This window comes from Pseudomonas sp. NPDC088885 (assembly GCF_044750025.1).
Classification (GTDB): Bacteria; Pseudomonadota; Gammaproteobacteria; order Pseudomonadales; family Pseudomonadaceae; genus Aquipseudomonas; species Aquipseudomonas rustica.
This window is the reverse complement of the sequence record NZ_JBIVJB010000008.1, coordinates 36,264-51,158: the sequence shown is the minus strand read 5'-3', so window position 1 is coordinate 51,158 and position 14,895 is coordinate 36,264. Positions and strand designations below refer to the sequence as shown.

At 58.8% G+C, this 14,895-nt stretch carries 16 protein-coding genes; 7 read left to right on the top strand and 9 right to left on the bottom strand.

Annotation, left to right across the window (positions count from 1 at the left end; genetic code table 11):
• Positions 1-140: 140 nt before the first annotated feature.
• Complete coding sequence (locus ACIP1X_RS07010) at positions 141-1,007, top strand: carboxylate/amino acid/amine transporter (RefSeq protein WP_159814652.1); 867 nt, start codon at positions 141-143, stop codon at positions 1,005-1,007.
• Between the two features lie 127 nt (positions 1,008-1,134).
• Here the strand turns inward: ACIP1X_RS07010 and ACIP1X_RS07005 are convergent, their stop codons facing one another.
• Positions 1,135-2,433 (bottom strand): mechanosensitive ion channel family protein, encoded by a 1,299-nt coding sequence (locus ACIP1X_RS07005; RefSeq protein WP_400750596.1) that lies wholly within the window; start codon positions 2,431-2,433, stop codon positions 1,135-1,137.
• Between the two features lie 191 nt (positions 2,434-2,624).
• Between ACIP1X_RS07005 and ACIP1X_RS07000 the strand changes: the two genes are divergently transcribed.
• Complete coding sequence (locus tag ACIP1X_RS07000) at positions 2,625-3,965, top strand: DEAD/DEAH box helicase (RefSeq protein WP_053118174.1); 1,341 nt, start codon at positions 2,625-2,627, stop codon at positions 3,963-3,965.
• Between the two features lie 89 nt (positions 3,966-4,054).
• Here ACIP1X_RS07000 and ACIP1X_RS06995 read toward each other — a convergent pair whose 3' ends face one another.
• Together ACIP1X_RS06995 and ACIP1X_RS06990 are read right to left on the bottom strand one after the other, a co-directional pair.
• Positions 4,055-4,330 (bottom strand): hypothetical protein, encoded by a 276-nt coding sequence (locus tag ACIP1X_RS06995; protein ID WP_053118177.1) that lies wholly within the window; start codon positions 4,328-4,330, stop codon positions 4,055-4,057.
• Between the two features lie 194 nt (positions 4,331-4,524).
• Complete coding sequence (locus ACIP1X_RS06990; protein ID WP_400750593.1) at positions 4,525-5,259, bottom strand: DUF899 domain-containing protein; 735 nt, start codon at positions 5,257-5,259, stop codon at positions 4,525-4,527.
• A gap of 175 nt (positions 5,260-5,434) precedes the next feature.
• Here ACIP1X_RS06990 and ACIP1X_RS06985 point away from each other — a divergent pair, with 175 nt between their 5' ends.
• Complete coding sequence (locus tag ACIP1X_RS06985) at positions 5,435-5,827, top strand: transcriptional regulator (RefSeq protein WP_400649156.1); 393 nt, start codon at positions 5,435-5,437, stop codon at positions 5,825-5,827.
• Between the two features lie 103 nt (positions 5,828-5,930).
• On the opposite strand, the gene ACIP1X_RS06980 is transcribed toward ACIP1X_RS06985, so the two are convergent.
• The 3 genes from ACIP1X_RS06980 to ACIP1X_RS06970 form a co-directional block, all read right to left on the bottom strand.
• Positions 5,931-6,803, bottom strand: a complete 873-nt coding sequence (locus ACIP1X_RS06980) for a DUF6279 family lipoprotein (protein ID WP_400750590.1) — start codon at positions 6,801-6,803, stop codon at positions 5,931-5,933.
• Positions 6,804-6,879: 76 nt separating this feature from the next.
• Entirely contained in the window at positions 6,880-7,596 is a 717-nt protein-coding gene (locus ACIP1X_RS06975; RefSeq protein ID WP_053118184.1) for a TorF family putative porin, read from the bottom strand.
• A 217-nt stretch (positions 7,597-7,813) separates the two neighbouring features.
• Complete coding sequence (locus tag ACIP1X_RS06970; RefSeq protein ID WP_016702300.1) at positions 7,814-8,002, bottom strand: hypothetical protein; 189 nt, start codon at positions 8,000-8,002, stop codon at positions 7,814-7,816.
• Positions 8,003-8,342: 340 nt separating this feature from the next.
• On the opposite strand from ACIP1X_RS06970, the gene ACIP1X_RS06965 reads away from it, so the two are divergent.
• The 4 genes from ACIP1X_RS06965 (at position 8,343) to ACIP1X_RS06950 (ending at position 11,272) form a co-directional block, all read left to right on the top strand.
• Complete coding sequence (locus ACIP1X_RS06965; protein WP_053118186.1) at positions 8,343-9,179, top strand: S1 RNA-binding domain-containing protein; 837 nt, start codon at positions 8,343-8,345, stop codon at positions 9,177-9,179.
• Positions 9,180-9,282: 103 nt separating this feature from the next.
• Positions 9,283-9,681, top strand: a complete 399-nt coding sequence (locus ACIP1X_RS06960; RefSeq protein ID WP_400750587.1) for a DUF2177 family protein — start codon at positions 9,283-9,285, stop codon at positions 9,679-9,681.
• A 250-nt stretch (positions 9,682-9,931) separates the two neighbouring features.
• Positions 9,932-10,861, top strand: a complete 930-nt coding sequence (locus tag ACIP1X_RS06955) for a DMT family transporter (RefSeq protein ID WP_400750584.1) — start codon at positions 9,932-9,934, stop codon at positions 10,859-10,861.
• 282 nt (positions 10,862-11,143) lie between these two features.
• A complete protein-coding gene (locus ACIP1X_RS06950; RefSeq protein ID WP_003184145.1) occupies positions 11,144-11,272 on the top strand; it encodes a PA1414 family protein in 129 nt (42 codons plus the stop codon).
• Positions 11,273-11,361: 89 nt separating this feature from the next.
• Here the strand turns inward: ACIP1X_RS06950 and ACIP1X_RS06945 are convergent, their stop codons facing one another.
• The 3 genes from ACIP1X_RS06945 to ACIP1X_RS06935 all read right to left on the bottom strand — a co-directional run bounded on the left by ACIP1X_RS06945 (position 11,362) and on the right by ACIP1X_RS06935 (position 14,784).
• Positions 11,362-11,610 (bottom strand): acyl carrier protein, encoded by a 249-nt coding sequence (locus ACIP1X_RS06945; RefSeq protein WP_159814647.1) that lies wholly within the window; start codon positions 11,608-11,610, stop codon positions 11,362-11,364.
• 130 nt (positions 11,611-11,740) lie between these two features.
• Positions 11,741-13,120 carry a sodium:solute symporter gene (locus ACIP1X_RS06940; RefSeq protein ID WP_212550532.1) on the bottom strand — a complete coding sequence of 460 codons (1,380 nt, stop codon included), beginning with the start codon at positions 13,118-13,120 and terminating at the stop codon, positions 11,741-11,743.
• 152 nt (positions 13,121-13,272) lie between these two features.
• Positions 13,273-14,784 carry a purine-cytosine permease family protein gene (locus ACIP1X_RS06935; protein ID WP_400750581.1) on the bottom strand — a complete coding sequence of 504 codons (1,512 nt, stop codon included), beginning with the start codon at positions 14,782-14,784 and terminating at the stop codon, positions 13,273-13,275.
• Between the last annotated feature and the right edge of the window lie 111 nt (positions 14,785-14,895).

Genomic DNA, 14,895 nt, shown 5'->3' with positions numbered 1-14,895 from the left:
TCGCGAAAGCGGTGGATCAGTCGATATCGTTGTCGCCTGACATGCCGCCTTCGCGAGCAAGCTCGGCTCCTACAGGGGATTTGTGTTGGTTGCAGAATCGAAAACCGCTATCGTCGCCGCCATTCAAAACCGAGGCGAGCATGGGCTATCTACTTTTTGTCACGCTGATCCAGGCGTTTTCCTTCAGTCTGATTGGCGAGTATCTGGCCGGTCATGTCGACAGTTACTTCGCCGTGCTGGTGCGCGTGGTGCTGGCCGGGCTGGTGTTCATCCCGCTGACGCGCTGGCGCTCGGTCGAACCGTCGTTCATGCGCGGCATGCTGATGATCGGTGCGTTGCAGTTCGGTGTGACCTACGTCTGTCTGTACCTGAGCTTCCGCGTGCTGACGGTGCCGGAAGTGTTGCTGTTCACCATCCTCACGCCGTTGCACGTGACGTTGATCGAAGACGCGCTGAACCGTCGCTTCAACCCGTGGGCGCTGATCGCCGCACTGGTGGCGGTGAGTGGGGCGGCGGTGATTCGTTTCGACAGCATCAGCCCGGACTTCTTCATGGGCTTCCTGCTGCTGCAATTGGCCAACTTCACCTACGCCGCCGGGCAGGTGATGTACAAACATCTGGTGGCCAAGCACCCGAGTGATTTGCCGCATTACCGACGGTTCGGCTTCTTCTACGTCGGCGCACTGGCGGTGGTGCTGCCAGCGTTCTTGTTGTTCGGCAAAGCGAATTTTCTGCCGGAAGCGCCATTGCAGTGGGGTGTGTTGCTGTTTCTCGGACTGGTCTCGACCGCGCTGGGCATGTACTGGTGGAACAAGGGCGCGTGCATGGTCAATGGCGGCACGTTGGCGGTGATGAACAACCTGCATGTGCCGGTGGGATTGCTGCTGAATCTGCTGATCTGGAATCAGCATGAGGAGCTGGGGCGGTTGTTCCTGGGGGGTAGCGTCATCCTTGCTGCCGTGTGGATCAGCCGCCTGGGCATCCGCAAATCACCAGCCACCGCATAACCCCTGATTGAAAACTGTCCCCTGTGGGAGCGGGCTTGCTCGCGAAAGCGGTGTGTCATTCAACGATTATGTCGACTGATCTGACGCCTTCGCGAGCAAGCCCGCTCCCACAGTTTTGGTCTGTGCGTTACATAAGGTGTTTTTGTGGCTCGGGGATGCTCGCCGAGCCGAGCACCGCTGGCAGCAGGCCAGAGCGCAAATCCCCGCCACTCGGCTGCTGATACAGACTCAACCCGAACTCCGGCAACACCGCCAGCAGATAATCAAAAATATCCCCCTGAATCCGCTCGTAATCCGCCCACGCCGTGGTGCGGGTGAAGCAGTAGATCTCCAGCGGAATGCCCTGCGCCGTGGTCTGCATCTGCCGCACCATGCAGGTCATGTTCGGTTGAATCTCCGGATGACTCTTCAGATACGCCAACGCATACGCGCGGAACGTGCCGATATTGGTCATGCGGCGGCGGTTGGCCGACATCGCCGCGACATTGCCCTGCGCCTCGTTCCACGCCTTGAGCTCGGCTTTCTTGCGGCTCATGTAATCGGTGAGCAAATGCACCTGCGAGAGCTTTTCTTCCTCGTCATCGCGGATGAACCGCACGCCGCTGGCGTCGATGAACAGGCTGCGTTTGATCCGCCGTCCGCCGGATTGCTGCATGCCACGCCAGTTCTTGAACGACTCGGACATCAAGCGCCACGTCGGGATCGACACAATGGTCTTGTCGAAATTCTGCACCTTGACCGTGTGCAAAGTGATATCGACCACATCGCCATCGGCGCCGACTTGCGGCATTTCGATCCAGTCGCCAACCCGCAGCATGTCGTTGCTGGTCAGCTGCACGCTGGCGACGAACGACAGCAGCGTGTCTTTGTAGACCAACAGAATCACCGCCGACATCGCACCGAGACCGGAGAGCAGCAACAGCGGCGAGCGGTCGATCAGGGTGGCGACGATGATGATCCCGCCAAACACGTACAGAACCATTTTCGCCAGTTGCACGTAGCCTTTGATCGAGCGCGTACGGGCGTGTTCGGTGCGCGCATAGATGTCGAGCAGGGCATTGAGCAGCGCGCTGATGGTCAGCAGCAAAAACAGGATGGTGAACGCCAGCGCGACGTTGCCGAGGAAGTTCATCGCGGTTTTGCTCAGTTCCGGCACCAGGTGCAGGCCGAACTGGATCACCAGCGACGGGGTGATCTGCGCCAGGCGCTGAAATACTTTGTTGTGGCGTAAATCGTTGATCCAGTGAAACGCCGGCTGGCGACCGAGCATGCGGCTGGCGTGCAGGATCAGGTAGCGCGCCACTCGTCCGAGTACCAACGCGATCACCAACAGCAGCATCAGCGCCAGGCTGGCTTGCAGGACCGGATGCTGTTCGAGGGTGCCCCAGAGGTCTTGGGCGTTGAGCCAGAGCTGTTTGATATCCATAAGTGAAACGATTCTTCTGTAAGACGCGATGGCCGATTAGAGCATTTAAGACGCCAGGTATTACGTTTGGAGACAAATCAGGCAACAAAAAAACCACTGATTGCTGCCGTTTGCATAAAGAAACTCGGCCTGAGCGCTCGAAACCGGTAACCTATGCAGCTGTTTTTTTGCATATCTTCGAGGTAGCACCCGTGTTTTCCCAATTCGCCCTGCACGAACGCCTGCTTAAAGCTGTGGCCGAGCTGAAATTTGTCGAGCCAACGCCTGTGCAAGCCGCGGCCATCCCGCTGGCGCTCCAAGGGCGTGATTTGCGGGTGACTGCGCAAACCGGTAGCGGCAAAACTGCCGCTTTCGTTCTGCCGATCCTCAATCGCCTGATCGGCCCGGCCAAGGTTCGCGTCAGCATCAAGACGCTGATCCTGCTGCCGACTCGCGAGCTGGCCCAGCAAACCCTGAAGGAAGTTGAGCGTTTCTCGCAGTTCACCTTCATCAAATCCGGCCTGATCACTGGCGGTGAAGACTTCAAGGTACAGGCCGCGATGCTGCGCAAAGTGCCGGACATCCTCATCGGCACCCCGGGCCGCATGATCGAGCAACTCAACGCCGGCAACCTCGATTTGAAAGAAGTCGAAGTGCTGGTGCTCGACGAAGCCGACCGCATGCTCGACATGGGCTTCTCCGAAGACGTTCAGCGTCTGGTCGACGAATGCACGAACCGTCAGCAAACCATGCTGTTCTCGGCTACCACCGGTGGTTCCGGCCTGCGCGAAATGATCGCCAAAGTGCTGAACAACCCTGAGCACTTGCAGCTCAACGCGGTCAGCCAGCTGAACTCGACCACCCGTCAGCAGATCATCACCGCCGACCACAATCAGCACAAAGAGCAGATTGTGAACTGGCTGCTGGCCAACGAGACCTATCAGAAGGCAATCATCTTCACCAACACCCGCGCCATGGCCGACCGCATCTACGGCCGCCTCGTGGCTCAGGAATACAAAGCGTTCGTGCTGCACGGCGAGAAAGACCAGAAAGATCGCAAACTGGCGATCGACCGTCTGAAGCAGGGCGGCGTGAAGATCCTCGTGGCCACCGACGTGGCGGCCCGTGGTCTGGACGTTGATGGTCTGGACATGGTGATCAACTTCGACATGCCCCGCAGCGGCGACGAGTACGTGCACCGCATCGGTCGTACTGGTCGTGCCGGTAACGACGGCCTGGCGATCTCGCTGATCTGCCACGGCGACTGGAACCTGATGTCGAGCATCGAACGCTACTTGAAGCAGAGCTTCGAGCGCCGCACCGTCAAGGAAGTCAAAGGCACCTACGGCGGGCCGAAAAAGGTCAAGGCCTCGGGCAAAGCCGTCGGCGTGAAGAAGAAAAAGACTGACGCCAAGGGCGACAAGAAAAAAACCGCCGCGAAGACGCCGACCAAGCGCAAGAGCGCCAACCGTCCGAAGCCGGACTCGTTGGTGAGCAGCGACGGCATGGCCCCGCTCAAGCGCCGCAAGCCGGCAGAGCCAGCGGCTGAGTAAGACTTTTCAGGCGCACAGAAAAAACCCGGACAATGTCCGGGTTTTTTTTCGCCCCTCTGTAGGAGCTGCCGAAGGCTGCGATCTTCGCTTTAGCCTTCAGCCTTCTTCTCCGCCGTACCCAGCTCTTTCAAGCGCTGATCAATCAACTGGCACTTGTCCGGCAGATCCGCGCTGGCCGTGCCCAGATCCATTTTCTGCAACTCGGCGTTGATCTCTTTGGCCTTGGCCGGATTCTGTTCAGTGAGCTTGGTGACCTCTTTGGCCAGTTGTTCACGTTTGGCGGTCGCCTCCTCAGGCGTGCAGGCCCAGACGGGCAGGGCGCAGGCAAGGGTGGCGGCGAGGGTGAGCTTGATCAGGGTTTTCATGGGGGCAGGCCTCAGTTCCGGTTAAGGCGGGTTAACCGGTTGAGGGGCAAAGCCTGCGAAAAGTTCAGAAACTGTGGCAGAACCTGTGTGCGAACCTGTGGGAGCGAGCTTGCTCGCGAAAGCGGTATGTCAGGCACTATTCATGGTGGCTGACCCGACGCTTTCGCGAGCAGGCTCACTCCCACAAAGGGCGATCAGTTGCCGTGGCAGCAGCTGGATTTTGTCGCGCCTTCATACCGATCATGATGCCGCACCCACTCCATGATCTCGTCTTCATTGCGGCCCTTCGGCGTCAGGTCGAGGTAGTTGTAGGCGCCGACCAGCATGTCCAGACCTCGGGCGTATGTCGAATAGGTGTGGAAGATGTTTCCGGCGTTGTCCTTGTAAAACACGCTCAGCCCGGGCATTTCTTCCTCTGCGCTGTCAGTTTTTTCGTAGTTGTACGTAGCCTTTCCGGCGGCAACATCCTCGGCACGGGCGCATACGCCGAAGTCATAATTGAAGTCGCAGCCCTCTGACGATACCCAGTCAAACTCCCAGCCCAAGCGTTTTTTGAAGTCTTGAAACTGGTTAAACGGTGCGTGGGACACCGCAACCACGGCGATATCGTGATGGGCCAAATGCTGGTTGGCGCCGTCGATGTGGTCGCTGAGGAACGAGCAGCCCTGGCAGCCTTCCTCCCAATCCTTGGCGAACATGAAGTGGTAGACGACCAATTGGCTGTGGTCGCCAAACAGGTCAGCCAGCTTCAATTCGCCGTTCGAGCCCTGGAAGTGGTAGTCCTTGTCGACTTTCACCCAAGGCAAGGCGCGGCGTTCAGCGCTGAGGCGATCGCGCTCTTTGGTGAAGGCTTTTTCGTGTTCTAAATGTTGTTTGCGGGCGGCGAGCCATGCGTCACGCGACACCACCGGATGGTTCTCAACGTTCATGATGATTTCTCCTGCGGGGTTGAAACCGTCTGTTTCAGACTAGTCGTTCAGCCCGCCGGGAAATCGACAGACCGCCGGTCGGTCGCTGAAGGAAATACAGCTGAACGGCTGCGTCAGGCTCCGGTCACAACCTAGGTACGCGCCCCAAATCATGCGCACCGGAGGTTGAATCAGGATGACGACTTATAACTGGGATTTGATTGAACGCTTGCTGCACGAAGTGCAAAACAGCGCCGGCCACAGCTTCGCCCCTCGCGCCTACGCTGAGGATTACGCGGCGGAGAAAGCCAGCGCCGGCGAGCCGATCGAGAATCTGGATCACCTGAAAACGGTGGCCTGCGACTATGAACGGCTGTTGCTTTTGCGCGGTTTTATCCAGCCGCGTCCGGATGAGGAGGGCAGCACCGGCAACAATTTTTCTCTGACCCCGCGCGGTTCGAGCTTGCTGAGCCTGATCGACAGCAGCATTCCCGGCAATGACCACCCGCGTCAGGTGCTGGATGAACAGCCCGATGCGCTGGATGAAGCGACGTTTGATGAAGTCGCCTCGAAAGCCCAGATCGCCTAAAGGTTGACCGCGATCCTGTAGGAGCCGAGCTTGCTCGCGAAGGCGTCGTCAGCCCCAACATTATTGTTGAATGACAGACCGCTTTCGCGAGCAAGCTCTGCTCCTACAAGGATTTTTGTGCGGCCTTCAGGCATTTGAGGTCGTTGAAGTCTTTGCGTACCCCTTCGATCTTTTTCAATAAGCGCTGGCGCTGCTGCGGCGTGCTCTCCGCCATCAAATCCACGAACAACGAGCGCGCCTGGGCTTCGGTATCGGCGTAGGCCTTGCGGTAATCCGCTGTCCATAAGCTCTCGCGATTCACCAGAAGCGTCTCGATCCGCTGTGGGAATTCTGCACTCTTGCGTTGCGCCACGGCGGCACTGAACTGCTTTTGCCAATGCGCGCGGTTGGCGATCCACTGGGTGTTCTGATCGCCGAGAGCGTTAGTCCAGGCCATTACGCGCTGTTCTTGGGTGGCGCTGAGCGGGCCGAGCCAGTCGTTTAGACGTTTGGTCATGCGCTCGCCACGTTCCTTGATCTGCTGGGCCAGCGGCGGATTGACGTAATCCTGCTGGCGTTTGCGCAAGTCCTTGGCGAACGCTTCATTCATCTCCGCCACTTGCTTGTCGTCCAGACCTTGCAGCAATTCGATGGCCGACGGGGTGATCTCTTTCGCGGTTTCGGCGATGGCTTGCTTGGCTTCGGCGGTGCGCGCCTGCAGGGCGGCGTCGGTGACCTGATTGGTCTCGACCATGGTTTGCAAGCGATCCAGCCAGTCGAGGTAACCCGGCAACTGCGTGGTGCAGTGCCAGTTCAGGTGTTCCTTGAGGCGCTCGTTGAACCAGTCTTTCTGCTCGCCGTTCATGTCGACGTAGTCGCCGAGCGTCCACGGAATGATCACGTCGAGGTTGCGATAGGCCAGGCCGACGCGGCTGCAGGCGCCGAGGGCGAGGGTGAACATCAATAGCGCGGCAATGTGCTTGAACCAGCGAGACATGGGCGAATCCTTGCGATGGCCAGCCTGAGGGTCTGATGTTTATGTGAACGCAGAATGAGCCCGGCAGTTCAGCCGATCAATAGAAGGCGCGTTCGGCCTTGAGCGTGACGAGGCCGTCGCACTGGCTGTTGTGGCCGGAATAGGCCGAGCAATCGCTGCCGCTGAGGCTGGAGTTGCTGTAGATGAGGTCGAGATCGACGCCCATGACCGGGCGGGAAAATTTCACCGACCAATCGGTGAAACTGCTGACGTAGCCGCCGTCCACCGCTACTGGCGAGTTCAACTGGTGGGTGGTGTATTTCATGCTGACGCCGATGCCGAACGGCTGGTTGCCGCCAAGGTCGGCGAAAAGGGTGTTGTTCTGTTTATCCGGGTCGTTGCTCAGCGCGATGCCGAAGCGGCTGCCGAGCAGGGTCAGACCGCCGAACACTTCCTGGCTGTCGAGGGTGTCGACCTTCGGATAGCTGTAATGAATCATCCCGACTTCGTAGCCGAGCAACTGATCGAATGGTTGTTTAAAGCCGACGTAGGAGTCGATTTCAAGGTTCTTGCCCGGCGAGATGCCCATGCTCGGTGCGTACTGACCGACGTAAAGGCCACTGTCGTGGCTCAGATCGAGACCGCCGTGGAACGAACCGACCGCCGCCGGTTTGACCAGGCCCTGCGCCATGCTGCGGCTGGGTGTGGTGCCGAGCTTGAGGTCGAAATCACCGAGTTCACGCTGGAAAATCTGCGCGTGCGCAGTCGTTGCCGCGAGCAGGCCTACAAGCAATAAACAGGAAGATGTGCGCATGCGTCACTCCATGAACAGCGAGCGCAGGACGGCGGGCCTGCTGAAACGCTTGATCTAGACGCGTGCAAGGATACCGGCGAATGCTCGGCATTGAAGGCCGTTCGTCGATTTCTGAATATTTGCTGTTTGGTTTGTTTAAAACGGGGAGGGTGTTGCGCGGTGCCAGTCCAGGCGCTTCGAAGCTCAAAGCGCCTCTGGACGGGTGTAAAACCGGGTGTTACTTCTTGCCCAGGCTGATCTGCTTGGACGGGCCGAACGTCTGGCCACTGACGCCTTTGGCAATTTGCTGGATCTCGCCGCCGGACTTGAGGAACGCTGCGATTTGATCGTTGATCGATTCGCTGGTTTCAACGGCTGGAGCTGGCTTTGCTTTGCTGTTGGATGCTTTTACACGCATGGCGGCCATTAACCTGTAGAAAAGTAACTCGGCCAGGCATCGTACAGTAATTACTTGACAATTGCTTGGTAAATATCCCCGGGAATAACCCAGTGCGGTGCTGCATTATTCGCGGTTAATTAATTGGAATATCCAGCTAACCTGCTGTTTTAAATAAGATCATTGCTGTTTGGCGGGACATTATGTCGCGGCTGAAACCCTCGCTGGCAGACTGACGAGCGGCACCTCGCTCGTCGGCGATCAAGGAAAATCAAGGCGTGGCGCAGTTTTAGCCGAAACCGAGGATCTGCCGGCGAACGTTCGCGGCAAAAACGGGTAGAATGCCGCCCACGTAATGAGGGTTCTGGAAATGGCTTTAGTCGGGCGTTACAACAGTTTGCAAGTGGTTAAACACACTAACTTCGGTTTATATCTGGACGGCGGTGCGGACGGCGAGATTCTTTTGCCCAACCGTTATATCCCTAAAGATATTCCCAGCGAAGATGAAGATTGGCTCAACGTTTTTGTTTATCTGGACAGCGAAGACAAACTTCTCGCTACCACAGAGAAACCAAAAGTTCAGGTCGGCGAATTTGCCAGTCTGAAAGTTGTTGAAGTCAACAGCATCGGTGTGTTCCTCGATTGGGGGCTGCCGAAGGATCTGTTGCTGCCGTATTCCGAAGAAAAGCGCCAGATGACCGCCGGCGAGTACTGCGTGGTGCACGTCTACCTCGACAAGCACACCCGCCGCATCACCGCCACCGCGCGCCTGGATCGCTACCTCGACAAAACCCCGGCCAATTACAGCCAGGGCCAGGAAGTTGATCTGCTGGTTGCCGAAGCCACCGACATGGGTTTCAAGGCGATCATCAACAACAAGCACTGGGGTTTGATCCACAAGAACGAAATCTTCAAGTTCATGCGTGCCGGCATGAGCGAGAAGGGCTACATCAAGGAAGTGCGCGCCGACGGCAAGATCGCCCTGAGCCTGCAACCGGTGGGTCAGGAAGCAGCGAGCAGCCTCAACTCGAAGATTCTCGCCAAGTTGCGCGACAACGACGGCACGCTGCCGGTCAGCGACAAGAGCGATCCGGCGCTGATCAGCAGCCTGTTCGGCGTCAGCAAAGGCAACTTCAAGAAGGCCATCGGTTCGCTGTACAAGGAAGGCAAGATCGTTATTCATGCCGATCGCATTGAACTAACCTGAGCCCACGCCAGCCCCATGTAGGAGCTGCCGCAGGCTGCGATCTGTTGATCTTCAAGGTCAAAAGATCGCAGCCTGCGGCGGCTCCTACATTGAGGGTAGTGTGATGAAAAGATCGCTGATTGCCTACGTCGCCACGCTGCTGACGTTTCTTCTGCTCGACGGCATCTGGCTGGGGCTGTTGATGGCGCCGACCTACCGCGAACTGCTCGGTTCGCTGATGCTGGAAAAACCGCTGCTGTTACCGGCCGCGGTTTTTTATTGCCTGTATGTTTTTGGCTGCGTGGTGTTTGTGGTGTTGCCCGCGCTGAGTTGGCAGTGGGCGGTGAAGAGGGGGGCGTTGTTGGGGTTGGTGGCGTACGGGACGTATGACCTGACGAATTGGGCGACGTTACGTGGGTGGTCGGTGCAGGTGACGTTGATGGATTGGGTGTGGGGGATGGTGGCGACGGCTGTGGCTTGTGCGGTTGGGTATTTGGTCGTGAGGCGGTATGGGCAGGTCTGATCCGTAATGTGCGATGTTGTTGCCGGCCTCTTCGCGAGCAAGCCCGCTCCCACATTTGAAATGCGTTGCCATTGTGGGAGCGAGCTTGCTCGCGAATGGCGGCGCAGCCGACGGCCATTCACCGCTGACGCTACAGAAGAAACAAATGTCTTTTCCAGACGCCTTTTTCCCCTCGACTCATTGATAATCCCCAACACTGTTTTCTGACCATTGGATGGCCTGCCATGTTGTGTGTGTTCGAGGTGTTGCGGTGAGTGTCGAGCGGCGCAATGCCGACCGGTTTGCCCTGCAAGTGATGATCGGCCTGTGCCTGATCTGGGGCGTGCAGCAAGTCATGATCAAATGGGCTGCGCCGGACATCGCGCCGGTGATGCAGGCCGCGGGGCGGTCAGGCATTTCTGCGTTGCTTGTAGGATTGTTGATCTGCTGGAAGGGTGGTTGGGATCAGGTCGGCAACACCTGGCGCGGCGGTTTGCTCGCCGGTGGGTTGTTCGGTCTGGAATTCTTCTTTATCTCCGAAGGCCTGCAACTGACCACCGCAGCGCACATGTCGGTATTCCTCTACACCGCGCCGATCTTTACCGCGCTGGGCGTGCATTTTCTGCTGGCGAGCGAGCGTCTAAGGCCGCTGCAATGGCTGGGGATTCTGCTCGCCTTCATCGGCATCGCGATTGCCTTCGCCGGCGGCGTGTCGTGGGACAACCTTGACCGGAGCATGCTGCTCGGTGACTTCTTCGGGATTCTGGCCGGTGCCTGCTGGGGCGCGACTACCGTGGTCGTGCGTGCCTCGCGTCTGTCTGACGCGCCTGTTACGTTGACCCTGTTCTATCAATTGATGGTCGGTTTCGTCGGCCTGCTGTTGATCGCGCTGTTCAGCGGCCAGATCACTCACGTCAACCTGACCCCCGTGGCGGTGGCCAGCGTGCTGTTCCAAGGGCTGGTGGTGTCGTTTTTCAGTTACCTGGTGTGGTTCTGGCTGTTGCGTCGGTATCTGGCGGCCAATCTCGCGGTGTTTTCGTTTATGACGCCGCTGTTCGGCGTGACCTTCGGCGTGATTCTGCTCGGCGAAGAGCTGAGCCTGAACTTCATCATCGGCGCCGTGCTGGTGTTGCTCGGCATCACCTTCGTCAGCGCCGAGCAGTGGGTACGTCGGCGTCTGCGCAAAGCGCTGGGTCAGTAGCCGCTGGCCGAGCATTCAGGGGGTGCGACAACATGGCTCATCTGGCCAAAAGCAGGGCCGGGGCCAATCCGAATGCGTGGATAGAAGTGCTGCAGGCTGTCTATCCCGCGGCTTCGGCGGATGTGCGAGAAACGGCTTGAACCAATGGCTGCAGATTCTGTTCCATTCAGTAACAGATCATTGCGGATTTCGCCGAGCATTGCGTAGGACTTCGGACTATTATCAGTGCGAAGCGGCCTCAGAATTCCGGTCGCTCAGCACCACCCTGAAGGGGGCATGACGATGAAAGAGAAAATTCAAAACTGGCTGCACGACTTGGGTGTTGCCCTCGGCTTGATCGAACCGCCTCTGCAACCTGTGCCGATCCGCACCGATGACGAGCAGCGTCGCCGCCAGCCGCGCCGGCGGTAAGTGCCTCTTTAAGGATCAAGAGATCGCAGCCTTCGGCAGCTCCTACATGGATCAGTGTAGGAGCTGCCGAAGGCTGCGATCTTTTGCTTTCAATGCCGTCCAATCTCTATTAAAAACCGGCTCAAGTCATTCGCGGTCTTCGCGGTCTTGAGCATGCGGTCTTCTTCGGCGGTGAATGCCGTCAGTCCGAATTCATCTTCCAGATGAAAGATCAAATCCTCGATATCGGCTTTTTCCAACCCCAATTGCACCAGGCTGGTGTGGTCGTTGAAGTCGTGGTTCTCCAGCAGACGGCGGATGAACCGGTGCACGGCGGCACGCACGGCAGCTCTTCTCATGGCAGTTTTTTCTAGTCGTTGTTCTGCTTGAGTGAAGCATCTTCATCAGCACTTTTCTACAGACGAAAAAAACGGGTGTGGCAACCGACGCCACACCCGTCGAAGAAAGCATCAAGTCGTTACATCAAGCTTAGATCGCGCTCGCCACGGTTGCCGGGCGAGGGGAGACCAGGCTGACCACCACAAAACTGATCAGGCCCACAGCCAGGCTGTAGTAGATCGGCGTGTTGGCATCGAGGCCGTCCTTGATCATGAACAACAGGGCGGTGGCGAAACCCAGGCCCATGCTGGCGATGGCGCCGGCGGTGGTTGCGCGTTTCCAGAAGATCGCCCCGATCAACGGGATCAACATGCCGCCCACCAACAGGTTGTAAGCGAGGGTCAGCGCGCTGATCACATCGTTCACCACCAGAGCGATACCCAGCACCACAACACCGGTCAGCAGGGTGAACAGGCGGTTGATGCCCAGGCTCGATTGTTTACCGCCGCGCAGTTTCGGCAGCAGGTCTTCGGTGATGGTGGTGGCAGCGGCGAGCAGGCCGGCGCTGGCGGTGGACATCATGGCGGCCAGTGCGGCAGCGATCACCAGACCCCGGATGCCGTCCGGCAGCGACAGTTTGACGATGGCGGCGAAGGCGTTGTTGACGTTGGACAGATCGGGAATCAGCACGTGTGCCGCCATGCCGATCAGGGCGCAGGCCAGGCCGTAGATGATGCAGTAGATGCCGGCGGCGCTGCCGGCGTACTTGGCGACTTTTTCGTTTTTGACGGTGAACACCCGTTGCCAGATGTCCTGACCGATCAGAATGCCGAAGAAGTAGATCATGAAGTAGGTGATGATCGTGTCCCAACCGATCGTGGTGAAGTTGAACGCGGTGGCCGGCAACTTCAGCACCAGCTCGTCCCAACCGCCCACGCGGTACAGGCAGATCGGCAACAGGATGAACATCAGGCCGACGGTCTTGATGATGAACTGGACGATGTCGGTCAGGGTCAGCGACCACATGCCGCCGATCGCCGAGTAGATCACCACTACGCCACCACCGACCAGTACCGAGATCCAGAACGGCAGGTCGAACAGCACTTGCAGGACGGTGCCGATCGCGAGGATCGAGGTCACGCCGATCATCAGTGCGTAGGCCAGCATGATCAGCGCGGAGGCCGAGCGGGCCATCGGGTTGTAGCGCTTTTCCAGCACTTGGGTAACGGTGTAGATCTTCAGCTTCAGCAGCGGTTTGGCCAGAAACAGGTTCAGCGCGAGAATCCCGCAACCCAGCGCGGCGCACAGCCAGAAACCGGAGATGCCGTGCACGTAGCCGAGGCGAACGGTGCCGACGGTGGACGCACCACCGAGCACGGTAGCGGCCATGGTGCCCATGTACAGGCTTGGGCCGAGGTTACGACCGGCGACCAGAAAGTCCTCGTTGGTCTTGGCCTTGCGCATGCCGAAATAGCCGAGCAAAAGCATGCCGGCTGCGTAGATGAGGACGACGAATAAATCCAAAGCCATGATGGCGTGTCTCCGATTGTCTTTTTTATGGTGAAACAGAAACCAAACCTGTAGGAGCAAGGCTTGCCCGCGATGGGCGCGCCAGGGTCAAGCAGGCTGACCGCGTTATCGTTCTTCGCGGGCAAGCCTTGCTCCTACGGTTCATGCGTAAATCAGGCGGCTTGTCGCATTGCCGCTTTAACCGGCGACTCCGCGCCTTGGCTCCGTGCATCCTTCGGGCCGAACACTTCCCGCGGTTCCGGGAACAGGCTCAGCAGCGTCAGGTACACCACCGAAGCCAGGCCCAGGGTCACCGGCAAGCTGATGTCGATGCCGCCGGCCATTTCGCCCAGCGGGCCAACGAACTGCCCCGGCAGATTGACGAAGCACAGGCCGACCGCCGCGCTCGGGATCCACGCGCCCAGACCGCGCCAGTTCCAGCCGTGGTTGAACCAGTAGCGTCCGCCCTGTTCGCCGCGCGTGAACACTTGCAGGTCATCCGGGCAGTAGAAACCGCGACGTACCAACAGGCCGATGATCATGATCACCATCCATGGCGTGGTGCAGGTGATGATCAGCACGGCGAAGGTCGACACGCTCTGCACCAGGTTCGCCGCAAAGCGACCGATGAAGATGAAGGCAATCGACAGCACGCCGATCAGCAGCGTCGCTTTCACCCGCGACAGCACGCGCGGGAACACGCTGGACATGTCCAGCCCGGTGCCATACAGCGACGTGGTGCCGGTGGACATGCCGCCGATCACCGCAATCAGACACACCGGCAGGAAGAACCAGCTCGGCGACACCGCCAGCAAACCACCGACATAGTTGTTCGCCGCGATGTAGTCCGGCGCCTTGATCGCGACGATGGTCGCGGTGGTCAGGCCGAACAAAAACGGAATCAGGGTTGCCAACTGTGCCGCGATCACCGCCAGCATGATCTGGGCTTTCGGGGTTGTGCGCGGGATGTAGCGTGACCAGTCGCCGAGGAAGGCGCCGAAGGAAATCGGGTTGCTCATCGCCACCAGCGCGGCGCCGATAAACGCCGCCCAGAAACCTGCCTGACCGAGGGCCACGCTGCCGGCGTACTGGCTGTCGAAGGCGGGGGCAAAGGCGAAAATGCCGAGCAGGAACAACAGGCTCGCGGCCCACACCGCAATGCGGTTGACCCACAGCATGATGCGGAAGCCGTAGATGCACACGGTGAGTACCAGCAACGCGAACAAGCCGTAGGCCAGACCCAGGGTCAGGTCGGTTTCCGGCAGGCCGATCAGCCGTTTGGCACCACCGACCAGCGCGTCACCCGAACTCCACACCGACAGTGAGAAGAACGCGATCGCCGTCAACAACGACAGGAACGAGCCGACGATCCGCCCGTGCACACCGAAATGCGCACCCGATGACACAGCATTGTTGGTGCCGTTGAGCGGGCCGAACAGGCCCATCGGCGCAAGGATCAGCGCACCGACCACTACGCCCAGCACAATCGCCCAGACGCCGGCCTGAAAAGACAGACCGAACAGCACCGGGAAACTGCCGAGCACGGCGGTGGCGAAGGTATTGGCGCCGCCGAAGATCAAGCGAAACAGGTCGCTGGGTCGGGCGTCGCGCTCATGATCCGGGATCTGTTCGACCCCGTTTGTTTCAATGCTGCTAAGGCTTTTTTCGTTGTTGTTGTTATTCATGATCTGCTCCGATCACAAAGGCGCGCTCATCGTTCGTGAGCGTCACCTGTTTTGGCTAAGGGGATGGCAGCCCTTCCGGCATCGCGGACAAATGTTCGTGGCAGGCCAGCC

What these genes read in the sequence shown, in the direction of transcription:
- ACIP1X_RS07010 (WP_159814652.1), top strand. Translation starts at nt 141, where the DNA reads ATGGGCTATCTACTTTTTGTCACGCTGATCCAGGCGTTTTCCTTCAGT.
- ACIP1X_RS07005 (WP_400750596.1), bottom strand. Translation starts at nt 2,433, where the DNA reads ATGGATATCAAACAGCTCTGGCTCAACGCCCAAGACCTCTGGGGCACC.
- ACIP1X_RS06995 (WP_053118177.1), bottom strand. Translation starts at nt 4,330, where the DNA reads ATGAAAACCCTGATCAAGCTCACCCTCGCCGCCACCCTTGCCTGCGCC.
- ACIP1X_RS06990 (WP_400750593.1), bottom strand. Translation starts at nt 5,259, where the DNA reads ATGAACGTTGAGAACCATCCGGTGGTGTCGCGTGACGCATGGCTCGCC.
- ACIP1X_RS06985 (WP_400649156.1), top strand. Translation starts at nt 5,435, where the DNA reads ATGACGACTTATAACTGGGATTTGATTGAACGCTTGCTGCACGAAGTG.
- ACIP1X_RS06980 (WP_400750590.1), bottom strand. Translation starts at nt 6,803, where the DNA reads ATGTCTCGCTGGTTCAAGCACATTGCCGCGCTATTGATGTTCACCCTC.
- ACIP1X_RS06975 (WP_053118184.1), bottom strand. Translation starts at nt 7,596, where the DNA reads ATGCGCACATCTTCCTGTTTATTGCTTGTAGGCCTGCTCGCGGCAACG.
- ACIP1X_RS06970 (WP_016702300.1), bottom strand. Translation starts at nt 8,002, where the DNA reads ATGGCCGCCATGCGTGTAAAAGCATCCAACAGCAAAGCAAAGCCAGCT.
- ACIP1X_RS06965 (WP_053118186.1), top strand. Translation starts at nt 8,343, where the DNA reads ATGGCTTTAGTCGGGCGTTACAACAGTTTGCAAGTGGTTAAACACACT.
- ACIP1X_RS06960 (WP_400750587.1), top strand. Translation starts at nt 9,283, where the DNA reads ATGAAAAGATCGCTGATTGCCTACGTCGCCACGCTGCTGACGTTTCTT.
- ACIP1X_RS06950 (WP_003184145.1), top strand. Translation starts at nt 11,144, where the DNA reads ATGAAAGAGAAAATTCAAAACTGGCTGCACGACTTGGGTGTTGCCCTC.
- ACIP1X_RS06945 (WP_159814647.1), bottom strand. Translation starts at nt 11,610, where the DNA reads ATGAGAAGAGCTGCCGTGCGTGCCGCCGTGCACCGGTTCATCCGCCGT.
- ACIP1X_RS06940 (WP_212550532.1), bottom strand. Translation starts at nt 13,120, where the DNA reads ATGGCTTTGGATTTATTCGTCGTCCTCATCTACGCAGCCGGCATGCTT.
- ACIP1X_RS06935 (WP_400750581.1), bottom strand. Translation starts at nt 14,784, where the DNA reads ATGAATAACAACAACAACGAAAAAAGCCTTAGCAGCATTGAAACAAAC.